At 43.9% G+C, this 23,934-nt stretch carries 25 protein-coding genes and 1 pseudogene; 13 read left to right on the forward strand and 13 right to left on the reverse strand.

Features of this window, described 5'->3' with window-relative positions; genetic code table 11:
* Window position 1: 1 nt before the first annotated feature.
* Genes IGJ12_RS10305 through IGJ12_RS10320 form a run of 4 tightly spaced genes read left to right on the forward strand, consistent with a single transcriptional unit; the run spans window position 2 to window position 3,081 of the window.
* Window positions 2-1,192, forward strand: a complete 1,191-nt coding sequence (locus tag IGJ12_RS10305) for a helix-turn-helix domain-containing protein (protein WP_061054280.1) — start codon at window positions 2-4, stop codon at window positions 1,190-1,192.
* Complete coding sequence (locus IGJ12_RS10310; RefSeq protein WP_005235274.1) at window positions 1,185-1,412, forward strand: PLD nuclease N-terminal domain-containing protein; 228 nt, start codon at window positions 1,185-1,187, stop codon at window positions 1,410-1,412. Before IGJ12_RS10305 ends, IGJ12_RS10310 begins: the two co-directional genes overlap by 8 nt.
* Window positions 1,409-2,320 carry an ABC transporter ATP-binding protein gene (locus IGJ12_RS10315; RefSeq protein WP_008378547.1) on the forward strand — a complete coding sequence of 304 codons (912 nt, stop codon included), beginning with the start codon at window positions 1,409-1,411 and terminating at the stop codon, window positions 2,318-2,320. Before IGJ12_RS10310 ends, IGJ12_RS10315 begins: the two co-directional genes overlap by 4 nt.
* A complete protein-coding gene (locus IGJ12_RS10320; RefSeq protein ID WP_061054282.1) occupies window positions 2,317-3,081 on the forward strand; it encodes an ABC transporter permease in 765 nt (254 codons plus the stop codon). The genes IGJ12_RS10315 and IGJ12_RS10320 overlap by 4 nt, the downstream gene beginning before the upstream one ends.
* A gap of 52 nt (window positions 3,082-3,133) precedes the next feature.
* On the opposite strand, the gene IGJ12_RS10325 is transcribed toward IGJ12_RS10320, so the two are convergent.
* The 4 genes from IGJ12_RS10325 to IGJ12_RS10340 all read right to left on the reverse strand — a co-directional run bounded on the left by IGJ12_RS10325 (window position 3,134) and on the right by IGJ12_RS10340 (window position 6,007).
* Complete coding sequence (locus IGJ12_RS10325) at window positions 3,134-3,751, reverse strand: YitT family protein (RefSeq protein WP_008378566.1); 618 nt, start codon at window positions 3,749-3,751, stop codon at window positions 3,134-3,136.
* Between the two features lie 168 nt (window positions 3,752-3,919).
* On the reverse strand, window positions 3,920-4,480 hold the full coding sequence (locus IGJ12_RS10330; RefSeq protein ID WP_061054284.1) for an NAD(P)H-binding protein: 561 nt from the start codon (window positions 4,478-4,480) through the stop codon (window positions 3,920-3,922).
* A gap of 66 nt (window positions 4,481-4,546) precedes the next feature.
* Window positions 4,547-4,951 carry a MerR family transcriptional regulator gene (locus IGJ12_RS10335; protein ID WP_061054285.1) on the reverse strand — a complete coding sequence of 135 codons (405 nt, stop codon included), beginning with the start codon at window positions 4,949-4,951 and terminating at the stop codon, window positions 4,547-4,549.
* Window positions 4,952-5,026: 75 nt separating this feature from the next.
* Window positions 5,027-6,007 carry an aldo/keto reductase gene (locus IGJ12_RS10340; RefSeq protein ID WP_005235260.1) on the reverse strand — a complete coding sequence of 327 codons (981 nt, stop codon included), beginning with the start codon at window positions 6,005-6,007 and terminating at the stop codon, window positions 5,027-5,029.
* A 173-nt stretch (window positions 6,008-6,180) separates the two neighbouring features.
* On the opposite strand from IGJ12_RS10340, the gene IGJ12_RS10345 reads away from it, so the two are divergent.
* Window positions 6,181-6,582: an HIT family protein gene (locus IGJ12_RS10345; protein WP_430619589.1), complete on the forward strand. Its 402-nt coding sequence runs from the start codon at window positions 6,181-6,183 to the stop codon at window positions 6,580-6,582.
* Between the two features lie 67 nt (window positions 6,583-6,649).
* On the opposite strand, the gene IGJ12_RS10350 is transcribed toward IGJ12_RS10345, so the two are convergent.
* From IGJ12_RS10350 to IGJ12_RS10360, 3 genes are read right to left on the reverse strand one after another with little or no spacing between them, the layout of a single operon-like run.
* Window positions 6,650-7,498, reverse strand: coding sequence for a PRD domain-containing protein (locus tag IGJ12_RS10350; protein WP_005235258.1), 849 nt, complete (start codon window positions 7,496-7,498; stop codon window positions 6,650-6,652).
* A 20-nt stretch (window positions 7,499-7,518) separates the two neighbouring features.
* Window positions 7,519-8,982, reverse strand: a complete 1,464-nt coding sequence (locus IGJ12_RS10355) for a glycoside hydrolase family 1 protein (protein ID WP_005235257.1) — start codon at window positions 8,980-8,982, stop codon at window positions 7,519-7,521.
* A gap of 46 nt (window positions 8,983-9,028) precedes the next feature.
* On the reverse strand, window positions 9,029-10,861 hold the full coding sequence (locus tag IGJ12_RS10360) for a beta-glucoside-specific PTS transporter subunit IIABC (protein WP_086316292.1): 1,833 nt from the start codon (window positions 10,859-10,861) through the stop codon (window positions 9,029-9,031).
* A 336-nt stretch (window positions 10,862-11,197) separates the two neighbouring features.
* Here IGJ12_RS10360 and IGJ12_RS10365 point away from each other — a divergent pair, with 336 nt between their 5' ends.
* From IGJ12_RS10365 to IGJ12_RS10400, 8 genes and pseudogenes are all read left to right on the forward strand, one after another.
* Window positions 11,198-12,088: a dihydrodipicolinate synthase family protein gene (locus IGJ12_RS10365; protein ID WP_142971940.1), complete on the forward strand. Its 891-nt coding sequence runs from the start codon at window positions 11,198-11,200 to the stop codon at window positions 12,086-12,088.
* Between the two features lie 22 nt (window positions 12,089-12,110).
* Window positions 12,111-12,758, forward strand: a pseudogene (locus tag IGJ12_RS10370) (HD domain-containing protein).
* A 316-nt stretch (window positions 12,759-13,074) separates the two neighbouring features.
* A complete protein-coding gene (locus IGJ12_RS10375; protein ID WP_016613416.1) occupies window positions 13,075-14,139 on the forward strand; it encodes an ABC transporter permease in 1,065 nt (354 codons plus the stop codon).
* Between the two features lie 11 nt (window positions 14,140-14,150).
* Window positions 14,151-14,867 carry an ABC transporter ATP-binding protein gene (locus IGJ12_RS10380; protein WP_005235241.1) on the forward strand — a complete coding sequence of 239 codons (717 nt, stop codon included), beginning with the start codon at window positions 14,151-14,153 and terminating at the stop codon, window positions 14,865-14,867.
* Window positions 14,864-16,351: a phytoene desaturase family protein gene (locus tag IGJ12_RS10385; RefSeq protein WP_086373069.1), complete on the forward strand. Its 1,488-nt coding sequence runs from the start codon at window positions 14,864-14,866 to the stop codon at window positions 16,349-16,351. Before IGJ12_RS10380 ends, IGJ12_RS10385 begins: the two co-directional genes overlap by 4 nt.
* Window positions 16,341-17,264: a phytoene/squalene synthase family protein gene (locus IGJ12_RS10390; RefSeq protein ID WP_016620479.1), complete on the forward strand. Its 924-nt coding sequence runs from the start codon at window positions 16,341-16,343 to the stop codon at window positions 17,262-17,264. The genes IGJ12_RS10385 and IGJ12_RS10390 overlap by 11 nt, the downstream gene beginning before the upstream one ends.
* Before the next feature lie 2 nt (window positions 17,265-17,266).
* On the forward strand, window positions 17,267-17,827 hold the full coding sequence (locus IGJ12_RS10395; protein ID WP_005235234.1) for a TetR/AcrR family transcriptional regulator: 561 nt from the start codon (window positions 17,267-17,269) through the stop codon (window positions 17,825-17,827).
* 99 nt (window positions 17,828-17,926) lie between these two features.
* Window positions 17,927-18,505, forward strand: coding sequence for a TMEM175 family protein (locus IGJ12_RS10400; RefSeq protein ID WP_176374269.1), 579 nt, complete (start codon window positions 17,927-17,929; stop codon window positions 18,503-18,505).
* Between the two features lie 106 nt (window positions 18,506-18,611).
* Here the strand turns inward: IGJ12_RS10400 and IGJ12_RS10405 are convergent, their stop codons facing one another.
* From IGJ12_RS10405 to IGJ12_RS10430, 6 genes are read right to left on the reverse strand one after another with little or no spacing between them, the layout of a single operon-like run.
* Window positions 18,612-19,616: a sugar kinase gene (locus tag IGJ12_RS10405; RefSeq protein ID WP_087663964.1), complete on the reverse strand. Its 1,005-nt coding sequence runs from the start codon at window positions 19,614-19,616 to the stop codon at window positions 18,612-18,614.
* 9 nt (window positions 19,617-19,625) lie between these two features.
* A complete protein-coding gene (gene dagF, locus IGJ12_RS10410) occupies window positions 19,626-20,375 on the reverse strand; it encodes a 2-dehydro-3-deoxy-phosphogluconate aldolase (RefSeq protein ID WP_008378590.1) in 750 nt (249 codons plus the stop codon).
* Complete coding sequence (locus tag IGJ12_RS10415) at window positions 20,372-21,478, reverse strand: DgaE family pyridoxal phosphate-dependent ammonia lyase (protein WP_008378592.1); 1,107 nt, start codon at window positions 21,476-21,478, stop codon at window positions 20,372-20,374. The genes dagF and IGJ12_RS10415 overlap by 4 nt, the downstream gene beginning before the upstream one ends.
* Complete coding sequence (locus IGJ12_RS10420) at window positions 21,462-22,574, reverse strand: amidohydrolase/deacetylase family metallohydrolase (protein WP_430618980.1); 1,113 nt, start codon at window positions 22,572-22,574, stop codon at window positions 21,462-21,464. Before IGJ12_RS10420 ends, IGJ12_RS10415 begins: the two co-directional genes overlap by 17 nt.
* Before the next feature lie 4 nt (window positions 22,575-22,578).
* The gene (locus IGJ12_RS10425; protein ID WP_430618981.1) at window positions 22,579-23,673 is read right to left on the reverse strand and encodes a DUF871 domain-containing protein; all 1,095 of its coding nucleotides are present in this window, start codon (window positions 23,671-23,673) and stop codon (window positions 22,579-22,581) included.
* Between the two features lies 1 nt (window position 23,674).
* Window positions 23,675-23,926 (reverse strand): hypothetical protein, encoded by a 252-nt coding sequence (locus IGJ12_RS10430; RefSeq protein ID WP_005235223.1) that lies wholly within the window; start codon window positions 23,924-23,926, stop codon window positions 23,675-23,677.
* Between the last annotated feature and the right edge of the window lie 8 nt (window positions 23,927-23,934).

Genomic DNA, 23,934 nt, shown 5'->3' on the forward strand with positions numbered 1-23,934 from the left:
TATGGACTTACCAATTGGCGAGGAAATCGCCCGGAGAAGAAAACACAGAGGCGTTACGCAGCAAGAATTAGCAGCATTTATGAACGTGTCAAAAGCATCCGTTTCAAAATGGGAAACGGGACAGACGTATCCAGATATCACTTCACTGCCCTTATTAGCGGCGTATTTTGATTGCAGCGTCGATGAATTGTTGATTTTAGATTCGCAGCTATCACCTAAAGAGATCCAGCGAATCTACCAATTATTAAAAGACGCCTTCCAAACAAAAACACCAACGGAAGTTCTCGCTCTTGCTCAAAGTTTTACCAAACGCTATTACTCTTGTTATCCATTCTTATTACAAATGGGGTCCTTTTACTTGAATCATTGGGATCTGTTGCCGGATGTCCCCGTAGAAGGCGTCCCGAAAGGGCAAACTTACGAAGACGCTTTGATGGAAGCAAAGAAAAATACCTATTTGAAGGAAGCAGAAACCCTGTACCAACGGATCATGGACCAAGGAGACAGTGAGCTGGCACAACAAGCGAAACAGATCGATGCTTATTGTCTTCTGATGAGAAACAAGCCAGAAGAAGTCTTGGCGATCCTTGGCACGAAAACTCTCTCTTTTTTACCTAGCGAACCGTTGATTGCCGCAGCATTTCAGCAAAAAAATCAGTTGCAACAAGCTGAGATCGTTACGCAAAGTGCGATTTACCAGTACTTAATTATTTTTATGAGTTTGCTAACGAATTATTTAGCAATGCTCACACAAGACGAGGAGCAACTGGAAAAAACCTATGCACGTGGACTGGCACTCAGCGAGAGCTTCCAACTGGCCGAATTGCATCCCCTCTCTTTACTGAATTTTCTAGCCGCTGGGATGGTTTCGTTTGCTGCTTTAGGAAAAGAAAGCTTATTGTTACAAGCATTAACGCTGTATGTCAAAACATTAGAAGCTACTCCAGAGGAAATCGTTTTGAAAGGAGATGATTATTTCAACAGCATCGATGAGTGGATCAGTGAATTAGAATTAGGGAGTCAGATCCCGCGTAACTCAGGTAGTGTCAAAAAACAATTTCTTGCAATAGCACAGCTGACACCCTTGTTTGAACCATATCAAGAAAAACCCCCATTTAAAGAGTTGTTTCAGCGCTTGAGCAATCTGGCTGAACAAGTATCTAATTCGCAAAGGAGTGACTCACATGAATAGTTTTTCACTAAACGTACCAGAAAATATATCTGATTATTTGCCCATACTGATCCCTCTGATTCTTTTGCAATTGATCTTGATCGTTTTGGCAGTTCGAGATATTTTAAAACAAGAACAATTTAAGTTCGGCTCTCGTATTCTTTGGCTCTTCATCGCCTGTTTTGTTAGCCTGATCGGTCCTATCCTTTATTTTGCTTTTGGAAAAGGGGATCAACAATGAAGATGATCGAGATCAATCACTTATCCAAACGTTTTGGGCACAAACAAGTGCTACAAGACCTATCCTTTTCGGTCCCCAAAGGGAGTGTCGTGGGATTTGTAGGGGAAAACGGCGCTGGCAAAACAACCACTATGAAAGCGATTTTAGGGTTACTCCCTATTGATGAAGGCGAAATCACTGTCTGTGGCGAACCAGTACAATTTGGCTCAACCAAGACCAATCGCTGGATCGGCTATTTGCCAGATGTGCCGCAGTTTTACTCTTTTATGACAGCTGTAGAATATTTGACTTTCTGCGGAAAAATTCAGCCAAATAAAGAATCTTTTCAGCCTCAGCGAGTGATGGAAGTCTTAGAGTTGGTAGGCCTGGAAGCTTCGAAACAAAAAATCGCTGGCTTTTCTCGCGGCATGAAGCAACGTCTAGGGTTAGCCCAAGCTCTGATCAACCGCCCGGCCATCTTGATTTGTGATGAACCAACATCCGCACTAGACCCTCTCGGACGCAAAGCATTTCTTGATGTATTGGAAAAAATCAAAGAAGAAACGACAGTGCTTTTTTCCTCTCATATTCTCGCAGATGTCGAACAGCTGTCAGATTATATTGCAATTTTGCACAAAGGTCAGATCCGTGCGTTCGAAACGATGGATTCCTTAAAAAACCGTTATCGAAAAACCGTCTTTGGGATTGTCTTTACCGACGAAGGAGACCATTTAAAATTTGCCAAAGTGTTAGCAATCCATGGCATTTCGGCGAAAAGAAAGAACAATCAATTACTGATCGATGAACAAACTGGAACCAATATCGGTTCACAGTTGCTACAATTGCTGAACGAACAACACATTGTCCCAGAATCCTTTCAAAGAATCGAACCATCGTTAGAGTCGATTTATTTGGAGGTGATCAAATGAATGCGTTTCTTGTTTTCTTAAAGAAAGAGTTTCTCGGCGGTCTTCGTAGCAAAAAACTACTGATTTGCTTGATCCTGTTTGCCCTGATTGGTATGCTTTCTCCCTTTACTGCCAAAATTATGCCAGATCTGATGGCCAGTATGATGCCGGAATCGATTGAAATCACGATTGCTGATCCGACATCGATCGATGCGTGGCTTCAGTTTTACAGCAACATCGGCACGATTGGCCTGCTAATATTTGTGATTCTTTTTACCGATACGCTCTCAGCCGAAATAAATCAGGGTACCTTTATTCAGCTGATCACCAGAGGCTTACCAAAAACCACGATCGTCATAGCAAAAGCTTGCTATTTAATGATTCTTTGGTCTTTGAGTTACCTTATAAGTGCCAGTGTCAGTGCTTTTTATACGATGATTTATTTCGATGATTCCAGCGCTGCTCAAGTCCCTAGCGCTTTGGTCAGCTATTGGCTTTTTGGTTTACTAGCAATCAGCATCCTGCTGCTAGGTTCCAGCTTTGCTAAAAGTATCTATCAAGGTTTGTTGTTTATTGGCGTCTGTTATCTGATGGGCATGTTAGGCAACCTATGGAGTCAAGTAACAAACTGGAATCCATATTCCCTTTCCAGCCAATTTCCTAACTACTTAACCGACCAAATCAAACTAGGGGAACTGCTGCCAGCACTGTTGTTAACTTGCTTTTTGATCATCGCTTGTTTGACTGGTTCCATAGCTGTTCTAAGAAAAAGAAAATATTAAAAAACATCGGTGCAGATTTTTTGCACCGATGTTTTGCTTCTGAAATGTTACTCTATTTTGCTGTTCCTTGGACTTTCACAGATTTCTTGGCCTGCATTTTTTGTTCGATTCTCATGAAGAGCCGCATGAAGAAGGCAATCAAGTAGATTGAAAAGGCAGAAATAAGTGCTTCTTGCCAAGAAAAGATCAGAAGGTTCAATAAGATGATGATCAAATTGGTCAAGAAAACCCCACTAGATCTGCGAATGCCATAGTATTTTTCCAAAATTAGTGGCGGAATCGTCACGCCGCCATTAGACGCACCAATTTTGTAGAGCGAAAAGATGCCGAAGCTAAAGAAGAAACTACCTAAAATCAATGAGATGGAATAAAAGCGCAGCAGCATAATTTCTGGTAAAAGTGCTAGAAGAACGGGAAATGCCAAACTACCGATAACCGTATTGACAAAGACCTCTCGTTTCAAAAGTAAAAACGCAAGGGCCAGCATCAATAAATTTATACCCCAGACAACGATATGGCGATTGATCGACCAGCCAGTTTCGATGAGGTAGCCAATCGACCCGACGCCGGCAGAAGCAATGCTGTGAGGTAAAAGGAAGAAGTTTAATGCGATGCAGATCCATAGCACCCCAAGCAATAAAGCAAGATTTTTTTTGATAAGTGTTTCCATCAACGTTCTCCTTTCGATCTGGCAACTATTTTTATGTATAAAAGCTTCTGTCTATTCTATCAAAAAAATCGTAAAAGAAAGAACCAATTTTTTCATGAAAACATGAAAAAATTGATTCTGACATTCAAGAAAGTATTCTGCTATTTTTTCATTCCTTTAAGATTGCTGTTAAGCTGCACAGCAATCACAAGCGGAAAGGATTTCTTCTACAACAGATTCCCGCCATGCTCTTCTATTCGCCATACGTTTCTTCTCTGACGGCAAATGAACAAAGTAAACCGACAATTCTGATCCTTTAATCAATTGATAGGACATCAAGCGATTTTTTTGCTGCAATAACAGCTGATGCTTTTTCGGGGAAAGGGAAAGATCAGTTGCGGACACCAATTGCTTTAATGCCTCTGAATGACAAAGGTTTCTTTCTGGTGCGACACTGATCAATTGGCTGACCTCTGCTAATTTCATCGCCTCGATCACCCGCAGCGTTGCCCGCGGATCATGGATATCCGTCAAAAAAACCGACTGGCAACCTTGCAATGCCCGAACGAGTCGTCCTAAATCGAGAAAGTCACCATCAATGATCTTCTCACGCCCAGCATCAATCTGTTGCAAACGCTCCGTTGCCTGGCGGGCATAGAGTACTAGGGAGAAATTGGTTCTTTCTAAAAGTGTTTGGCGTGTCAGCTGCCCAATCGTTCCAGCAGCACCTAAAATCGCAAGTCGTTTCATAAGCTTCCTTTCTATTGGATTCCATTGAGCAGAACGCTTCAATTTCCATAGTAGCGAATTCAGTCATTAAGACTTAGTGACCAAATTGGCTTTTCGTTGACGCAATCGTTCTTCTGTCGGCAGAACATGCTCGTCGTAATGTTCTAGTTTGTATTCTAAACGTTCAACAGCTTCCGTCATATCTGAGATTTTCTCCCTGAGTACCGCAATTTGCTCTGCTAAGAGCTGCTTGCGCTCAGGAACCGTCCCTCGCCCTTCTTCAAATAAAGCCAGGTAATGACTCAACCCATCAATCGATAGTCCAGCATTACGCATTTGCCTAGTAAAGGTGATCCATTTTAAGTCGTCATCATCAAATTCACGAACACCGTTTTTATTGCGTTTGACCGGCGGAATCAGGCCAATTTTTTCATAGTAACGGATGGTATCAGCTGAGATACCGCTCAGTTCACTGACTTTTTTGATATTCATGACTTCACTTCCTTGTTTTGCATTTTTTCCTAGATCGTTTTACATGCTACGAGCCAGAAGCCCTTTTGTTACTCGTTATTCCGCTCCTACCACTGCATGAGGCAAGTAAGGCTCTTCCAAATAAGCAATCTCTTCGGCAGTCAGCTTTAGATCAAGGGCAGGTAAAGCATCCAATAAGTGGCTTTCTTTTGTTGCGCCAATAATTGGTGCGACCACTTGTTCTTTTTGCAATAACCAAGCCAAGGCGATTTGCGACCGTTTGCTTTGGTGATTGTCAGCGATCTTTGCGACTCGTGCCACGATCTCCCGGTCTTGTTCCATCGTTTTGTCGTACTTTTGATTGGCGGTTTTATCCGTTAAGTACCGTTTGGTCTCTGCACCCCAATCTCTTGTTAAACGTCCAGCAGCCAAAGGACTATATGGCGTCACGGCAATTTTTTGATCGGCACACAAGGGCATCATTTCTCGCTCTTCTTCTCGATAAAGCAAGTTTAAGTGATTTTGCATCGAAACAAATTTGGTCCAGCCATTTTTCTCTGCAACTGCTTGTGCTTTGGCAAATTGCCAAGCGTACATCGCGGATGCACCAATATAGCGCACTTTTCCAGAAACCACCAAATCATGTAAGGCCTTCATGGTTTCTTCAATTGGCGTGTGGTAATCCCAACGATGGATGATATACAAATCAATGTAGTCCATTTGTAGGCGTTTTAAGCTTTGTTCGACTTGATAAAAGATCGCTTTTCGAGACAGCCCTCCACTGTTTGGCCGTTGCTTCATTTTTGAATACAGTTTTGTGGCAACCACGATCTCATCCCGCGGAGCAAAATCATTCAATGCTCGACCGACGATTTCTTCGCTCGCTCCATAAGAATAGACATTTGCCGTATCAAAAAAGTTGATGCCTAGATCTAAGGCTTTTTTTATGACTTCGCGACTATCTGCTTCTTCTAACACCCACTCATGAAAGCCACTATTGGGATCGCCAAATCCCATTGTCCCTAAACATAATGGTGACACATCAAGTCCCGTATTGCCAAATTTTACATAGTTCATTTGCTCGTCCTCCTGTTTTTTAAGTTACACTAAGCATACAGGTTGAAGTGCACTCTAAGTCAAGCGAATCAGCAAACTTTTTTTCATTTTACTCGCAAATGACTCATAATGACATGCTTTTTGTCGTGTGTTTCATTTCGAATCAGCTTTTGGTACACTAAAGATAAGTATCGATACGCTATCTAGCTGAGAAAAAGGAGCGGAAGATTTTGACTTGTATTTTTTGTACTGCCTCAAAACATGCGATCATTGAAAACGAACGCTTTTATGCGATCTTTGATAAGTTTCCCGTCACCCCTGGACACCTGCTATTGATCCCCAAAGAACATCGAAGGGATTATTTTGCCCTCACCCAAGAGGAATTACAAGACATGCAGGCTTTGTTGCAGGAAGGCAAAGCCTATTTGTTGGAAACCTATCGACCAGACGGCTTCAACATCGGCTTCAATTGCGGGGAGGCTGCCGGACAGACGGTCTTTCATTGCCATTGTCATTTGATCCCACGCTACCAAGGCGACGTGGAGGAACCAAAAGGCGGCGTTCGAGGCGTGATTCCTGACAAGCAAGCCTACTAAATACAAACAAGCCGTTTCTTCCAGCAAAGGGAAACGGCTTGTTTGTGTTTGTTAAAAATGAGGACGCTTAGGAATTGATCGCTGAATGATTCATCAACCGATTGATATGAACGCCTAGATAGACGATTTCATTGACAGGGATCTTCGTTTGATATTCTTTATCGATATAGGCTTTGACTTTTGTCGCGATCTCCATAGCATTTGGATAAAGAGCCCACATTTGACGGTATAGTCCTTCGTCTTCTTCTTGCAGCAGACCATCCAAAAAGAACCGGTCAACGAAGAAACGCACGTGGGTGATAAAGCGATTATAATGGATCGAATTGGTGTTGACGTCTTGCTGGATCGAGTAGCGTACCATATTGACGATCAACCCGATCAATTTGGCTTTTTTCAACCCATCTTGATTTTCCTCGGTGTTCGACTGGGCATTGATCAAATGAAACGCGATATTGGAGGCTTCTTCTTCCGGCAGATCAATTTGATACTTCTCTTTCAACAAGCGTAGTGCCTGTTCGGCGGCTCGAAATTCCTCCGTATAGTAATTCTTGATTTCCCAATAGAGCCGATTCGTCACACTCAAGCCTTTTTGCTGACGTTCCACAGCAAAGTGCAAGTGATCCGATAAGGTAAGGTAAATCGTTGAATTTAGCGGATACGGCAGCATTTTTTGCGCCAGCTGAACGATTTCTTTGGTCATTTCAAAATAGTACAACGGAATCTCATCCACCAAATCGGCAAACTGACCCGATTTTTTTTCATCGATTGGCAGAAAAACTTGATCGATCTGGGTATCGGCTATGCTGTCGCCGACTTTCTTTCCATAGCCGATCCCCTTCCCAAGTGCAATCATTTCCTGGCCTTCCTTATCAACAAGTACGACACTTGAATTTAAGACTTTCTTGATGTAAATCATGCACTCTCGCTCCTCACTGTTTATTCTGCCAAACTTGCGCCATTGGTAGCGATCACTTCTTTGTACCAATCGAAGGAATCTTTTTTCAAACGGTCATAACTGCCGTTTCCTTCATCATCGGCATCCACATAAATGAAGCCGTAGCGTTTCGTCACTTGTGACGTCCCCGCACTGACCAGATCGATCGGTGCCCATGAAGTATAACCAATCAAATCGACTCCTTCATCGATGGCTTCCTTCATTTGTTTGAAGTGTGCCTTGAAATAATCGACCCGATACGGATCATGCACTTGACCGTCTTCAAGGACATCCACGGCACCCATACCATTTTCAACGATCATCAATGGCACTTGATACCGATCATACAATGAAAGCAAGGAGATTTTCAAGCCTTTAGGATCGATCTGCCAGCCCCATTCAGTTGACGGCAGCTTGGGATTTTTTACCCCTAAAACCGTATTGCCCGGTGTCCGTTCCGCATGTGGGTCGCCTGATTCAGCCATAGACATATAATAACTGAAAGAAAGAAAATCAACGGTGTGATCTTTTAAGATTTGGCGGTCTTCTGGTGCCATTTCAATCTTGATGCCCCGTTTTTCCAGATCTTTTTCAATCATTCGCGGATAAGCACCTTTGACTTGAACGTCCGCATAAAAATCATTTTCCAAGTTTTTTTTTAAAGTTAATTCAACATCCAATGGGTCACAAGTCAATGGATACGTCATTAACTTCGTGATCATACAGCCGACTTTGTTGTCGGGATTTATTTCATGGGCGATTTTTGTCACTAATGAGCTGGCCACAAATTGGTGATGGAGGGCTTGATATACGTCTTGCTCTTCCTTACCAGCTTCTGATTGCTCAGGAATGAGACCTGCTGTTGTAAAGGGATGACGATGGATACTGTCGATTTCGTTAAAGGTCAGCCAATACTCCACATACTCCCCAAATTCTTCAAAGCAGACGGTCGCAAAACGGACAAAGTCATCGATCACTTTACGTTCCACCCAGCCATTGTACTTCAAGCTCAGCGCTAACGGCATCTCATAGTGAGACAACGTTACGATCGGTTTGATTCCCAAACGCTGCATTTCTTGGAAGACATTGCGGTAAAAAGCGATCCCTTCTGGATTGGGTGTCGTTTCTTCCCCAGTTGGGAACAATCGGGTCCATGCAATCGATAAACGCAATACTTTAAAACCTATCTCCGCAAATAAAGCCAAATCTTCTGGATAGCGATGATAGAAGTCTATCCCTCGGCGTTTTGGATAGATGGTATCCGTTGAATCCGCCATTGCTTCTTTGACGGCTTCAACAGTCACACTCATATGTGCTGCAAAGTTTTTCACGTCGACATGAGGTTTGTAAGTAGCCACATCCGCTACCGACAAGCCTTTGCCGCCAAGATTCCATCCCCCTTCTACTTGATTTGCGGCGATAGCGCCACCCCATAAGAAGTCCTTTGGAAAAGTTGTTTCAGTCATTTTTTCAATCCCCTTTTACATTGTTTTTGTTGCATTGCTCATTGGTTTAGACGATCGGTGCAATCGATAAAACACCTTGTTCGTTGCGCTCATCGGTTGATTCGATCGGTTTGACAGTAAAGTTCTCTTGATTGGTGACCACACAGATCACGATTGGATCAAACCCAGCTGCTTTGATGGCATCTAGATCAAATTGAATCAGGGGTTGCCCTTGTTTCACTTGATCCCCCGCTTTCACGTAAGGGGTAAAGTGTTTGCCTTCTAATTGAACGGTATCCAAGCCGATATGAAAGAGCAATTCTGCGCCATTACGAGTTTTTAACCCGATCGCATGGTTGGTTTCAAACAACATCGTGATTTCGCCATCTTCTGGTGCGATCAATTCGCCAGACGTCGGGATGATCCCGAAACCTTCTCCGATCATACCGCTTGAAAAGACTTCATCGTTGACTTCAGATAGGGCTACCACTTGGCCTTCTACTGGTTTACTCAATACTTCGGCTTTCGGATCGGCAACTGTCGTCTTATTTTCCACTGTTTTGTCTTTGAATAAGAAAAGGACAAGGACGAAGGAAACAGCAAAGGATACCCCTAACGTGACTAATGCCCACACAAGATTCATCGGGTTGGCTTCATCGACGAACATAGTGATACTTGCTAGACCGGGACCAACTAATGCGAAGGCCTTGATGGCAAATAACCCAGCCACTGCACCACCAACTAGGCTGGAAGCCATCACGCCGTAAAGCACTCGTTTGTGCAGGATCGTCACCCCATACAAAGCAGGCTCGGTTATGCCAAAAAGGGCGGAGATGCCTGCAGAAACAGCGGTTGAACGAAGTTTTTGGTCTTTGGTCCGAACACTCACCGCAAAACAAGCACCGGCTTCTGCGATGTTATGTGCCAATGAGGCAGGTAAGTATAACAGCTCTGCCCCCATCTCACTCATAGACGAAACAGCATAAGGAATCATAGCTTTGTGCATACCGGTAACCACCATCAATGGTAAAACAGCGGCTAAGATCCCTGTTGCCACCCAACCTAAATGGGCATACAGCCAAATGATCGCTGCTGAAAAAATCGTTCCGACTTCAAAGCCTAATGGGCCTAAAATCAATAAAGCAACTGGAACCGTAATAACTAAGCTCATCATTGGAACAAAGAAGATACGGATCGGTTTTGGTGAGATTCGGGTAAACAGTTTTTCAATTTGAGCGTAAAATAAAACCGTTAAAATGGCTGGAAATACTTGTGACGCATAAGCGATATTTTGTAAACCGAAGCCCATGAAAGCTGCGCCATCTGTCAATAGTGTTGTTAGTTCAGGCAAAATCAAGGCACCGACAGCGGAAACCGCCACCAATTGGTTGACCTTTAATTTATTTGCCGTGGTGATCGCCACTAAAATCGGTAAGAAATACAATGGTGCGCCACCGATCAGATTCAAAATTTGATACGTTTGGCTGGTATTGTCCATCAATCCAGTGACAGAAGCAAGTAGCAGTAAGGATTTCAAGACGCCCCCACCAGCGACCGCTGGAATCAACGGTTGAAAAATCGAGATAATAAAATCAAGCAGGACCGCACCCCACGATTGTTTTTGTTTGCCTTCACTTCCTCCATCCGCTGTTAGCTCATGACCTAACACGTTCATAACCTCATCATACACTTCGACGACATCATTGCCGATGATGACTTGGCATTGGACATTTTGTCGCACCCCAATCACGCCATCGACTTTTTCCAAGGCATCTTTTTGTACGAGGCTATTGTCTTTTAAGGTAAAGCGCAAGCGTGTGGAGCAATGTTCCAAATGTGCGATATTTTCTTTTCCGCCAATCAACTCAACGATGGCAGTTGCCGTTTCTTTTACATTCATAATTTTCTTCTCCTTTAATTAGTTTTCCTTTGTTGGCCAAACAAAGAAAAAAGCAGGCAACACCTACAAAAACATTGAACGGAATCCAACGATCCCTTCCATGTTTTTTATAGGTCCTGCCTGCATTACCAGTCACATGCCTGTTTTATTACTTGCATAATACCATGCTTTATTTGAAAACGCAACCACCGTTTTAAAAATATTTTGCTAAGCCTTTTGCTGAAACGAGAAGTTTGCTACACTTAGTGGATAATCAGTTATTTCGTCTTCCTTGGCTTGCACCAGAAGCAAGAAGAACATCGCTGGCTAAACGTATCACAAGAAAGGATGAATCGGATGACTTCATTGAATCACTCACTGCATGTTGCCGTCCCAACAGCATTTGATCATGCAGAAAGACTTGACACGAAAAGGACGATCGCTCATATCTTGCAACTGCAAAAGCAAGGGATCAAATCGGTTTTGGTGTGCGGCTCCACCGGTGAACAGCACTCATTGACCTTAACAGAAAAAAAACAGCTTCTACATGCCTTAGCGCAAGAAACCAGCTGGGCAGCCGATTTCGAAGTCCTCTTCGGTTTAGCTGGCATCGTATTTCATGAAACGCTCGCGTTGGCAGAAGCAATCAGCAAAAATCCCCGAATCGATGGTGTGGTTTTAGGCTTTCCCCCTTATCTTTGCCTGACCCAAAAGGAAGCCGTCCTCTATGCTCAGGGATTGATCCATACTTGCGAAAAACCAGTTATTTTATACAACAATCCCCGCCGCACGGGCTTTGATTTATCTGCAGAAAGTCTCTTGACCTTGATCGCTGACCCTCGGGTGATCGGCTTAAAAGAAGCTGGCAGTAAGGAGCGAGTGCCTCAACTAAAAACAAAGACGGCTGCCGATTTTCGTTTTTATGCTGGTGGTGAAGCGGACTTGGTGGAAAAGGTCGCACTAGGGTTTAACGGGCTGTCATCAATGGCAGGAAACCTTTGTCCCGAGGAGATCCAGGTGATTTGGCAAGGGTTACTCAAAGGTGCTGCAACGATTTCTACGTCGGATGAATGGCAGAAAATGGAACAAGCAGCTGCCGGCGATCCAACAGATACCATCAGTTACCTTCCGTGGCTCAAGCAGCAAATCACCATTGATGGACAGCCCTTTGGCTTTTGTCGTCAGCCGCTAGGTCTAGAAACGAGTGATCGGTTTGGCACTGGCTCAATTCCCCCTCATCTAGCATAAGAAAGGCAGGAGAACCAGACAAATGAAGATTGATCCACAACTAAAGCACTATATTGAAAGCTCCATCATCCCACAATACAACCAATTGGATAGCAGTCACTCCCCAGCGCACGTCCACCAAGTGATCCAAAATAGTTTTGAGATTGCTGAAACATTGCCTGTTGACCTGAATATCGTCTATACGGTAGCTGCCTACCATGATATCGGCTTGCTCTATGGCCGCAAAAACCACGAAAGCAATTCCCGCAAGATCGTTGAACAAGATGCTGTGTTGCCACGCTTTTTCTTGCCTCCAGTCATTTCAATGATCGGCAAAGCAGTAGAAGACCATCGTGCTTCGCTGCCCTATGAGCCTCGCTAGCTTTATGGCAAAATTATTTCCGAAGCCGATCGTGCCTTAGATTTTGAGCGAATCCTCAAGCGAACCTTGCTTTTTGCTTATGAGAAAAAGCAACTCACAGATCTAGAACAATTGCACCAAGAAGCGTATCAGTACATTTCAAAGAAATATGGTCCTCAAAGTGAGCTGAAGGTTTGGTTGGATTATCGCAAAAACCAAGACGGTTTGGCGATCATTTATCAAAAATTAGCACAACCTGAAAGCTTCCGCCACACCTTTGAAAAAATCGTGCCGTTAGTTATCGCTACAAGCAAAGAAACTGACGATTGACACTTTGATCCAGCACCAGACTTTAAATAGAAACCCTCTGATTTCAAAATACGCCAAGTGTTTGCGTGCGCTGAATCAGAGGGCTTTTATTGTTATTCTAGTTCTTTTTTCACGGAAGTCGCCCCTCTCCTTCATTGCTCAAACGATTCTATCGAAATAAAAGAGCAGTAATTGGTTTTCTTCAATCGACAGACGCCCTTCTAAATAACCTTCCTTTTTTCACCGAATTTACTCTTTGTAAGCAAGATAGTTTGCTGAAAATAAAAAAAATGGTATTTTTATTTTATCAAGTGATAAAATAATAGGAGGAATCGTTATGTTTTTGGCAATCAATGAAATACGCCATTCCAAATTGCGTTACGCCCTAGTAACAGGAGTCATGTTTTTAATCGCCTATCTGGTCTTTTTTTTAACTGGCTTAGCGTATGGGTTGGCTCAAGATAATCGGATGGCGGTCGACAAATGGGAGGCAGATCAAATTTTGTTGACTGAAGAAGCAAATGATAATTTAAACATGTCGATGCTTCCTCGCAGTCTTTATGACGAAGTCGATGCACCAGAAAAAGCTGTTTTGGCGCAAACCGCTGGGGTAGTGACCAAAGAAGACAACGGTGAAAAAGTCGATGTCACCTTTTTCGGCATTGATCCAGATCAATTTCTAGCACCAAATATTATCGATGGCGAGATGTTTGCGTCAGATGATGAAGCGGTCGCAGACAGCAGCATTGAGGAAGAATACGGGATTTCCATTGGTGACACCATCAAATTAGCCGGCAGTGACAAAAAATTGAAAATCGTCGGTTTTACAGATAACGCCCGCTTCAGTGTTGCTCCGGTCCTCTACACCTCGATCGGTGCCTATCAAGAAATTCGTTTTGAAAAAGAAGATGATTCAGAAAATGCCCGTATCAACGCGATCGTAACTCGTGGCAAAATCAAAGAAGTGCCAGATGATCTAGTCGCTACGGATATCAGCAAATTTATTAATGAATTGCCTGGTTACAACGCACAAGTGCTGACCTTTGGCTTTATGATCGGGTTCTTGATCGTGATCGCTGCCATCGTTATCGGTATTTTTATCTATGTGCTAACGATGCAAAAATCAGAAATTTTCGGTGTCATGAAAGCCCAAGGGATCTCTAGCCGCTACATTGCTTTTTCGGTGATCGCCCAAACGTTCTTGTTGGCCACCTCGGGTGTTTTGATCGGTGGGTTGGCAACGATCGGTACCGCCCTCGTGTTACCTGCGGCAGTGCCATTCCAAATCAATCTATTATTCTTTGCTAGTATCAGTGTAATGATGATTCTGATCGCGATGCTAGGTGCTTTCTTCTCGGTGCGAACGATTGTAAAAATCGACCCATTGAAAGCAATCGGATAGGAGGAAAAAACATGAGTGCCATTGAATTCAAACAAGTCAAAAAATCATTTAAAGATGGGGACGCGACGATTGAAGCCTTGAAAGAAACCAACTTTTCGGTAGAAAAAGGCGAATTTGTCGCCATCATCGGTCCTTCCGGCTCTGGGAAAAGTACCTTTCTGACGATTGCCGGTGGTCTACAAGCTCCCTCTGAAGGCGAAGTATTTATCAATGACGAACCTTTTAGTAAACAAAAAGAAAAGCAACGGGCAAAAACTCGTTTCAAAAAGATCGGCTTTATTTTACAAGCTTCCAACCTTGTCCCTTTTTTGACGGTCAAAAAGCAACTTCAATTGGTGGATAAGGTCAGCAAAGAACCCCAAGAGCAATCAGCTACTGAATTGTTTGAACAACTAGGGATTGAAAAGCTGCAGAACAAATACCCCGATGAACTATCTGGTGGTGAAAGGCAGCGTGTGGCTATTGCCCGAGCGCTCTATCATGATCCCACCATCATTTTGGCAGATGAACCAACGGCGAGTCTTGATTCAAAAAAAGCCGTCGAAGTCGTCAAAATCTTAGCGAAAGAAACCAAAGAAAAACAAAAAGCCACCATTATGGTGACCCATGATACCCGTTTGACAGATTATTGTGACCGGGTCCTCGTCATGAAGGATGGCGTTTTAGAGGAAAAAGAACACACGAAAAAAGAAGCCGAATCAAGTGATTCGCAGAAGGAGCAAGCATGAAAAAAATTATTGTTGTCGGTGCGGGCGTGTCAGGATTAGCTGCTGCTGTCCGTTTGCAAAAACTTGGCTATGACGTCACCCTCTACGAAAAAGAAGGTCAACCTGGGGGCAAAATGAATCAGATCAAGGAAAACGGCTTTACCTTTGATGTGGGACCCACCATCGTGATGATGCCTGAAATTTATCGTGAAGTGTTTGAATTTGCTGGCGTTGATCCGAATGACTATATTCCTATGGAGAAAGTCGATCCGATGCTGCAGCTGTATTTTGCTCAAGACGAACCGCTGACCTTCTCAAACGACTTAGTAGAATTGACCAAAACGCTAGAAGCGATCTCGGAAGAAGATGCTCAAGGCTATTTTGCCTTTTTAGCAGATATTTACAAACGCTATGTGATCGCCAAAGAGTCCTTCATCACCAAGTCGTTTCGGACATGGCGAGACTTTTACAATCCCAAATCATTATGGGCAGGGTTAAAGCTGCGAACGTTTAGTGACGCCTACTCTTCCATTTCTAAATTTGTCAAAGATGATCGCCTGCGAAAATCATTGGCGTTTCAAACCTTGTATATCGGTGTCTCCCCTTACCAAGGGCCGTCCCTTTATACCATCATCCCTATGATCGAGTTGATGTATGGGGTCTATTTCATCAAAGGCGGCATGTATACATTAGCCACTGGTATGGCACGTTTGTTCCAAGAATTAGGCGGAACGATCCATTACAATACCCCAATCGATGAATTATTGATCGAAAACAAGCAAACCAAAGGCGTTCGTGTCAATGGAGAAACGATCACCGCAGATGCTGTGATTTGTGCGGCTGATTTTCCTTATGCTATGGAAAGCTTGATTCCTGATGAATCAAAACGCGGCAAATATACCAATCAAAAAATCGCTTCGATGGATTACTCTTGTTCTTGTTTCTTGCTTTATTTAGGACTGGACAAAAAATATGAAGATAGCGCACTCCATAGCATTTATTTTGCCAATGATTTCAAACGCAATGTAGACGATCTTTTCGAGGCTGGCAAGCTGCCAGAAGATCCTTCCTTCTACTTGTATCGTCCAACCCTGAAAGATGCTTCCTTAGCACCTGATGGTCAAGAAGGTCTTTATGTTTTAGTCCCAGTACCTGAATTATCTAAATTTGATCAATGGACGGATGAAACGATCCAAAGCTACCGCCAGCAGATCATTGGATTATTAAAAGAAAAAACGATCTTTACGGATATCGATGAACACATCGTGTATGAAAAAATGTATACGCCAGATACGTTCAATGATCGGTTCAATGCCTACAACGGTGCGACATTTGGCTTGAAACCAACCTTGTCGCAAAGCAATTACTATCGTCCCCATAATAAATTTGATTATGCAGAAGGCCTATACTTCTGCGGCAGCAGTACGCATCCGGGAGCGGGTGTGCCAATCGTGATGCAAAGTGCCAAGTTAGCTGTGGAGGAGTTGTTAAAAGATGACCGTTAAATCATTAAGTGTCTTTGATGAATACGACAACGATTTTTTATACTGTGAGGCCATCATAAAAAAGCATTCGAAAAACTTTCATACCGCCTTTTCTCAATTGCCAAAAGACAAAGCACGCGCCGTCTATGCCGTCTACGCCTTTTGTCGACGTGCCGATGATGCCGTCGATGAAAAGCAAGACCCATTGTTGATCGAAGCCATGAAAAAACGCTTGGAAAAAATACAAGAACTATTAACCGGCGATGCGATCGACTTGCCGCAAGCCATCAAGGAAGAAGATCCTGATGAAGCCATTTGGCGGGCATTGACCCTTTCTTTCCAACAGTTTGACCTACAGTTTCAGCCCTTTTTCGATCTATTGGTGGGACAAAAACAAGACCTTGACTTCCAGCAGCCCACCTCTGAAAAAGAGCTTTCCGACTATAGTTACTACGTAGCTGGCAGTGTGGGTCTGATGCTCTTGCCGATTCTCTCACAAACAGCCGCTGCGATTCAAGAGCCCGCCATAAAATTGGGTGAAGCGATGCAACGCACCAATATTTTACGTGATATTGGCGAGGATCTGCGAATGGGCCGCATCTATTTGCCACAAACGGTCTTGGCGCAATTCAACCTTTCGCGAGAGGCATTAGCAGCTGGCAATCAAAACCAGCAGTTTATCGAGATGTGGGAACACGAAGCGCAACTTGCTGAGACGCTTTATCAGGAATCTTTTGTCATGATGCCGCAAATCGATGAAGATTGCCGTGAAGCTCTATTAGCAGCTGCTTTGATCTATCGGGAAATCTTGACTGTGATCCGCAAAAACAACTATCAAGTATTTGCTGAAAAAACAGCGGTACCGAAACAACGGAAAATCCAACTTTTGTTTACCGCGAAAAAAATGCTTCGTCAGGAACGTTGGGAGGGCTGACTTTGAACTTGCGAGAAAAAATATTACGAGTCGCAGAAAACCTGTTTATGCAGCAGGGGTATCAAGCAACTTCTACTAGACAGATCGCAGAAGCCGTCGGCATCACCCAACCCAATCTTTATTATCACTTCAAAGGCAAAGAAGCCATCTATTATGAAGTGATGGTCTCTTTGGCACAAGAGGTTTCTGGAAAACTAAATCAGACTGTTGAAGATACTTCCTTGACGATCTCTGAAAAAATCTTAAACATGTTTCTTTTTTTAAGAAGTCGGCATCGCATCAATTTTTATATGATGATGCACGACATTCAGCATACCGTTTCTGAGGACACTTCAAAAAAACTGTACTTGCTTTGGCGGAAAAATTACAAAGAACCGTTTCTTGACTTGTTTCGTCGCAGTGATTCCAATCTCCGTTCGGATGTCGACCCAGAATTTGTCACCAGTCAGTTGTTAGTACTGATGGCGGCTCACTTGGACTCACCGGGAAAAGAAGACAAAATGCCAGAAGCGATCGATTTGTTTTTATTCGGTGCACTAGGCAATGGGCCAATTGCGAAATAGCTGGAACGTTGGCTTTTGTCCCGAGAATAATCATTCGACGAATTTCTGACAATCGCGTACACTGATCCAGTAAACAGAAACTTAAAAGGATGGATGTACATGTCAAAAAATCGAATCGAAGCCTTTACGGATGCGGTCATTGCGATCGTAATGACCTTATTAGTACTGGAATTGCACCAGCCCGAAGGCGATACCTTTGCTTCTTTTTTAGGAGTGGAACAGCAATTTATTATTTATTTGATCAGCTTTGTGATGTTAGCGATCTACTGGAACAATCACCATCATCTATTTCAAGTAGTATCTAAAATTGACGGTTGGACCTTGTGGGCGAATCATTTATTGATCCTGGCACTGACCCTCTTTCCTTTTGTAACGTCATGGGTCAGTCGTTATCCAGTCGCTCTTGCCCCTCAGCTGCTATACGGGGCTGTCATTTTATTGACGGATTTCAGCTATTTCCTTGTAGGAAAGACCTTGGTTCGTGCCAATCCTGACAATCAAGCCATCGTAGAACTGTTTCGCGGATACAAGAAACTCTACTTTACGTTGTTTATCAACGTGCTGGCATTGCTCCTCGGCTGGCTGGTCCATCCACTACTTATCATCACGCTGGATAGTCTCGTGCTATTGTTGTGGGTGATCCCTGAGAAAAAAGTAGAAACCTTTTTAAAACAATAAAAACACTTGCGTCCTTCTCCTGATGGATAACTGCGCAAAAGCAGAACAATCGGCTGCTTTTGCGCAATCATCCATCGCTTTTAGGAGAAGGATGCAAGTGTTTTTTCTAGCGAATCAAGTCTTTCCCTGGTGCCTGTAAGACTTGTTCCACTTGTTCTTTGGTGGTTAAGGGGACATCTCCCAGCATCGTATGAGCCAAAACTGCATTCGTGATTGCAAAATCAGCGGTGCGTTGGAGCGACCATTTTTCGGCATAGCCTAATAATACACCAGCGGCATAGGCATCCCCTGCCCCGATCCGATCCAAGACTTGCAGCAGCTGCGGTGCCGTTTCATAGGCATCCTGCGCCGTAATGATTCTTCCACTGATAAACTGCTTGTCTTCCACGGCTAGACGGCGTGTCCCGCAGAACCATTCTAGTTGATACTGGTCAATAAAGGATTGGATCAACGCAAGCTCGGCGCCTTCTGTTTCCTCTAAGGGATATGCCAGCAGCTCCTCCAAGTCACGGACAGAGCCGAAAACTAGATCACAATAAGGCAAGATCGTTTCATACCGTTGTTTTAGTACCTCCCGATTTAAATCTTCATTCAAGCTTGGACGGAAGTTGAAATCAAAGCAGACGCGAATCTGCTTGGCATGGGCCTGTTTCGCCAAAGCCAATGCAGTTTGCCAGGTTTTCTCAGTCAAACTAAGTGAGATCCCGCAAATATGAATGAGATCGACTGTTTCTAGAAATTCATCGATGGCATATTCTTCTGGACCTGAAACGCCAAAGGAACTATGATGGCGATTTTGATAAGTCACGTAAGTCGGACGAGCGCCGTAGCCGATCTCGGCGAAATAACTGCCGATATGGCTGTATTTTTTGCCAACAAATGCTGTTTGAATCCCATAGGAACGCAAGCTGGCTTTCGCCGTATCCCCTAAACGGTTGGCTGGCACTTGTGTCAGCATCGAGGTGGTCAAGCCGAAATGCGCCAAATTGCCTAACAGATTGACCCCTGTTCCTGTAAAATCCATCCGCAAAGAGTGGGTCTGTTCCAGTGTTCGATATTCTGGTGGCGTCAATCGCATCATTACCTCACCGTAAGCACCGATCCGCATCATTGATCCCCCCTATTTGGCTGCTGCCAGTACCTTTTTCGTCATTTCTGCTAATTTCTGTACATCTTCAGGGCGTGTGTCCCCTGTTTCGCCATCGATGATCGAGCTGTAAATATGTGGAATGACTTTTTTCACTCCTGCATCAACAGCGATCTGCAAGATTTCTTCAAAGTTTTCTAAATCGATGCCGCCGGTCGGTTCCAAATAAAAATCATTCGCAGCACAAGCCTCTGCTACTGCTTGATACTCTGCTTTATGAGCCAACCCTTTCATTGGAAAATACTTGATAGAACTAGCCCCCATATCTTTTAATAAAGCGATCGCTGTTTCGACGGGGACTTCTGCAGCTGGAGTTTGTGAACTCAATGGTCCAGTAGCAATATTGACATAGCCGACTTTTCCCGTTGGTGAAACAAGGGCATTGACGATCGTTTCAGATTGTCCTAGCAAAGCTCGTGAGGTCCCCGCTCCCGTGAACACTTGGTTAACATGCTGTGGCTGTAGAACAGCGGAAATTCGGGAGACCATTTCACTTTGGTTGGGGTCGCCAGCACCAAGTCCAACAGAAAGGGCATTATTTGTTGCCGCTTGATAGGTTTTCATGTCAAAGATGGCTGCCTCATCGCTAGCATAATTTTTTGATAAAACACCTAGGACGATGTTGCCCTCTGCTGCTTCATAACAAGCTTTCGCATTTTCAATAGAGTTTGCTAACACATTCAGACAGACACGGTCAGCGAAATAATTGGGTGAAGTTTTCATTTTTGGGTTGCTCCTAACATAATTTCTTGTAAGCGATCGGTGATCACTGCCATTTCTTGTTCATTGACTGCTCGGATATCAAATTCAATAATGCCGTTATTGGCTTGGTATTCACGGGTATAAATCGCTGGTTCTCCCGCTTTTAGCGCGTCGATCACTGCTTTGGCACTTGGTTCTTTCACTTTGACACTCGCTCGATAAATGTCTCTGCCGGCGCTGTCTTGAACGATTTTTGCTTCGAAACCAGTGATTTCATTGATTGCCGCAATAAATGGTTGTAGGCGCTCTTGCATCGAAGCGCCAGATTCTGTTCCCTCCGCTAGATAATCCGTCACGGCTTGGGTAAATCCGAGAATATTGTCTTTACCGATTTTCATTGCTCGACCAATACCTTTGGATTGCAGGCGCACCCAAGAGACATAGGGCTGCTTGCCGATCACTAAGCCAGCACTTGGTCCTGACAGTGCTTTCGCACCTGAATAGATCACTAAATCAGCACCTGCTTGGGTATAGGCAAACAAATCTTCCTCAGCAGCCGCATCAACGATCAATGGAAGATCGTGTGCCTTGGCAACTTGGGCCGTTTCTGCTACCGTCAGCATACTTTTTTGAACGGTATGATGACTCTTTATGTAGAGGATCCCCGCCGTTTCGGGCGTAATCATCTGTTCAATGTGCTCGGGTGTGCACATATTGGCATAGCCTGCTTCTACGACTTTTCCGCCGCCTTGCGCCACCATCACTTCCACCGGTGTGCCATAATCTACGTTGTGGCCTTTGGGCAAAATGATCTCCCGCTTGCTGATTTTCTCACTATATGGGTGGTACAAATGATAGCTGTCTCCTTGACCGATGAGTGCCGCCACTGATTGGGCGATTCCCGCCGAAGCGGAAGAAACGATTTGCGCATCTTCCGTTTTCAACAATTTTGCTAAATAGGCACCGGTTTTTTCTGCTAGATCTGCCATTTCAAAGAAATGCTCCCCGCCATAGCGCTGGGCTGCAAGCACGCCTTCGCTGACTTTCGAGACACCTAGAATCGTCATTTTGCCGGAAGCATTGATGACTTCTTTCAAGCCTAGTTCTTCAATATTCAGTGTCAAAAAGTTCCCCTCCTATCACCGCTTTTTGCGGCACGATCTGTTGTGTCGTGATTCGGCGATTGCCGTTAGAATCCGTCAATTCCTTTTCGCCCTCTTCAAAGCGGAAAATCGTAAAATCAGCATCATATCCCAATGCGATCTCGCCTTTGTCCTGTAAATGAAATTGCTTCGCAGGGGCACTGGTCACCTTCTCGATGATCTCACGCCAATCATACCCTACGACCGCTAATTTTTCCATAGTCGTCGCTAAATCAAAAACAGGTCCATTGGTACGATTGCGGATGTAGATATCCGTACTAATGGAAGAAGCCTTTAGCTGATTGGCAAAGGCCGTCTCCGCCACATCAAAATTAAAACTGTCTGTCCCATGACCAATATCGAAGACCAAGCCTTTTTCATAGGCAGCAAAGACGAAAGGCTTGATGGTTTGGTTCGTCTGATCCAAAATCCCATTGGCTTTGCCGTTAAAGCAATGGGTCACCACATCACCTGCTTCCAATTCAGCGAGAATCTCTGCTAAATTCGGTGGTGCTGAACCAATATGGACCATCAGAGGCAACGGTTGATTTTCAGCTTGGATCGCTTTGGCTAATTTCAACGGCGTGATGCCATTTTCGCCGATCACCGTTTTACTCATTCGGGCTTTGATCCCGACGATAAAGTCAGGAAACTTCTGCAACGCTTCTTTGACCAATTCTTTTTTGACTTTTGACAGATCCGCAAGTTCATCCTGCTCTACGATCCCCCATTTGGAAATATTGACTAAAGCAAAGACATTGGTTTTGGCTTCTTTGGCTAAATCATAAAACCGATGGATATTTTCGGCGCCAGTCGTCCCCGCATCGATAACGGTCGTGACGCCTTGTTTAACACCGATCTCGTCTGGATAATCATAATAGAGCGTCATTTCCTCGAAACAATGGACATGGTCATCGATCCAACCAGCTGACAAGAACTCCCCTTCTGCTAAGGTCAGCTCTTGTTTCGCCTGCTCCTTCAACATGGGTGCCAGAGCAGTGATTTTGCCGTCTTGAATCCCAATATCAAATACTTTTTCATCGATCGTGCGGGCTTGACGAATAATCAAATCAAACATTTCGTTACACCTTCCTCTCTGTGAAAGTGAATTTCGACCAAGGATGGATAAAGGGCAGCAGAACTAACTCTTGTTCGACGATCGAACCGATTTTATTTTTTCGTGGGTCTGAGTGAGGCTCTAGCACGACTTGCAGCTCGTTTTTGTACTTGCCAAAACGATCATTGCCGATCACAACATCCCCTCGTTGAAAGACTCCTTCGTGGTCATCGGCAGGATTGTCATGGTTCTTATACTTTTTACGAACTTCTGTGGAACGGATCATCCGGTCAGTGATGTCGCCTCGGCGGTAATGCTGCTCGTCAAGGGCGATTCGGCGTTCAACTTCATTGATTTCAGGCACAAATTCAATCGCAAATGCCGTCTGGTAGCGATCAATCGCTCCTAGTGCCGCCAATTCTGCTTCCGAAGCATAAGCATTGCCGATAATGACATCATCAATCAAGCCTGTGGCAAACAAATGCTTTGCGGCAGTTTCTACAGGCATTCTTCGGTGCATTTCTAAGGTCGGTAAGCCATCATTGATATCCCAAGGTCCGATCCTTCCCGTTTGAGAAGAGATAAATGCGGCGGTTCGAATGCCTTTTTCCTTGAAACGACGACTGCATTTTTCAAAGAAATCATAGGGTAAGGCAGTCCCTTCTTGTGGATAGAAATTGTGGCAGCCGTATAAGTAAGGAATGTTGGCTTGATAGGTCAAAATATTGTCTAAATACGCCACATCATTGCTCATATTCAATTCAACAGCTAAACCAAAGGGATTGTAGGTCAACATCGCTTCTTTGTTGCCGTCAAAACCTAAATCTAAACGAATCCCATCGGCACCTAGTTCATGGAAAAAGGTCAAGTCATCATAGGAGATGCCTAGTTCAGAAAAGATGGCTGGTGCCACGTCTAAAATCGTTTCATAGCCTAATCCTTTGGCAAAATCAATCAACGCTTTAAATTTTTTCTGCACGTTTTCTTTGCCGTCGCTCACTTCCAACATACTCATAAAAATGCGGCTAAAGCCATAATCATGGGCTAATTGCAGATAGGCTTTATCTGTTTCAAAATCACTGTGATCGGGATACACCGATACTCCTAGTTTTCTTTTCAACTTATCTCATCCTCATTTCTTCATAAAAAGCAGTAAAACGTGTCAGTAAAAGCGAACTGCAAACAATCGTCGCCGTCATCGTCAAAAATGGTCCCCACGGAAACTGACGGCTCAGTAGGATCGCTGCAGCAACGCCAAGAATCCCGAACAAAAGCATCCGCCAAAACGGCACTTCTTGAATTTTTTTCCCTTGTGCTGATTTTGTTAACCAAATTTGACAACCAAAAAATAAACAAATGGCATAAATCCCCATGTTTGCAC

The sequence above is a fragment of the Enterococcus sp. DIV0802b genome, from assembly GCF_050543535.1.
GTDB lineage: Bacteria > Bacillota > Bacilli > Lactobacillales > Enterococcaceae > Enterococcus_D > Enterococcus_D entomosocium.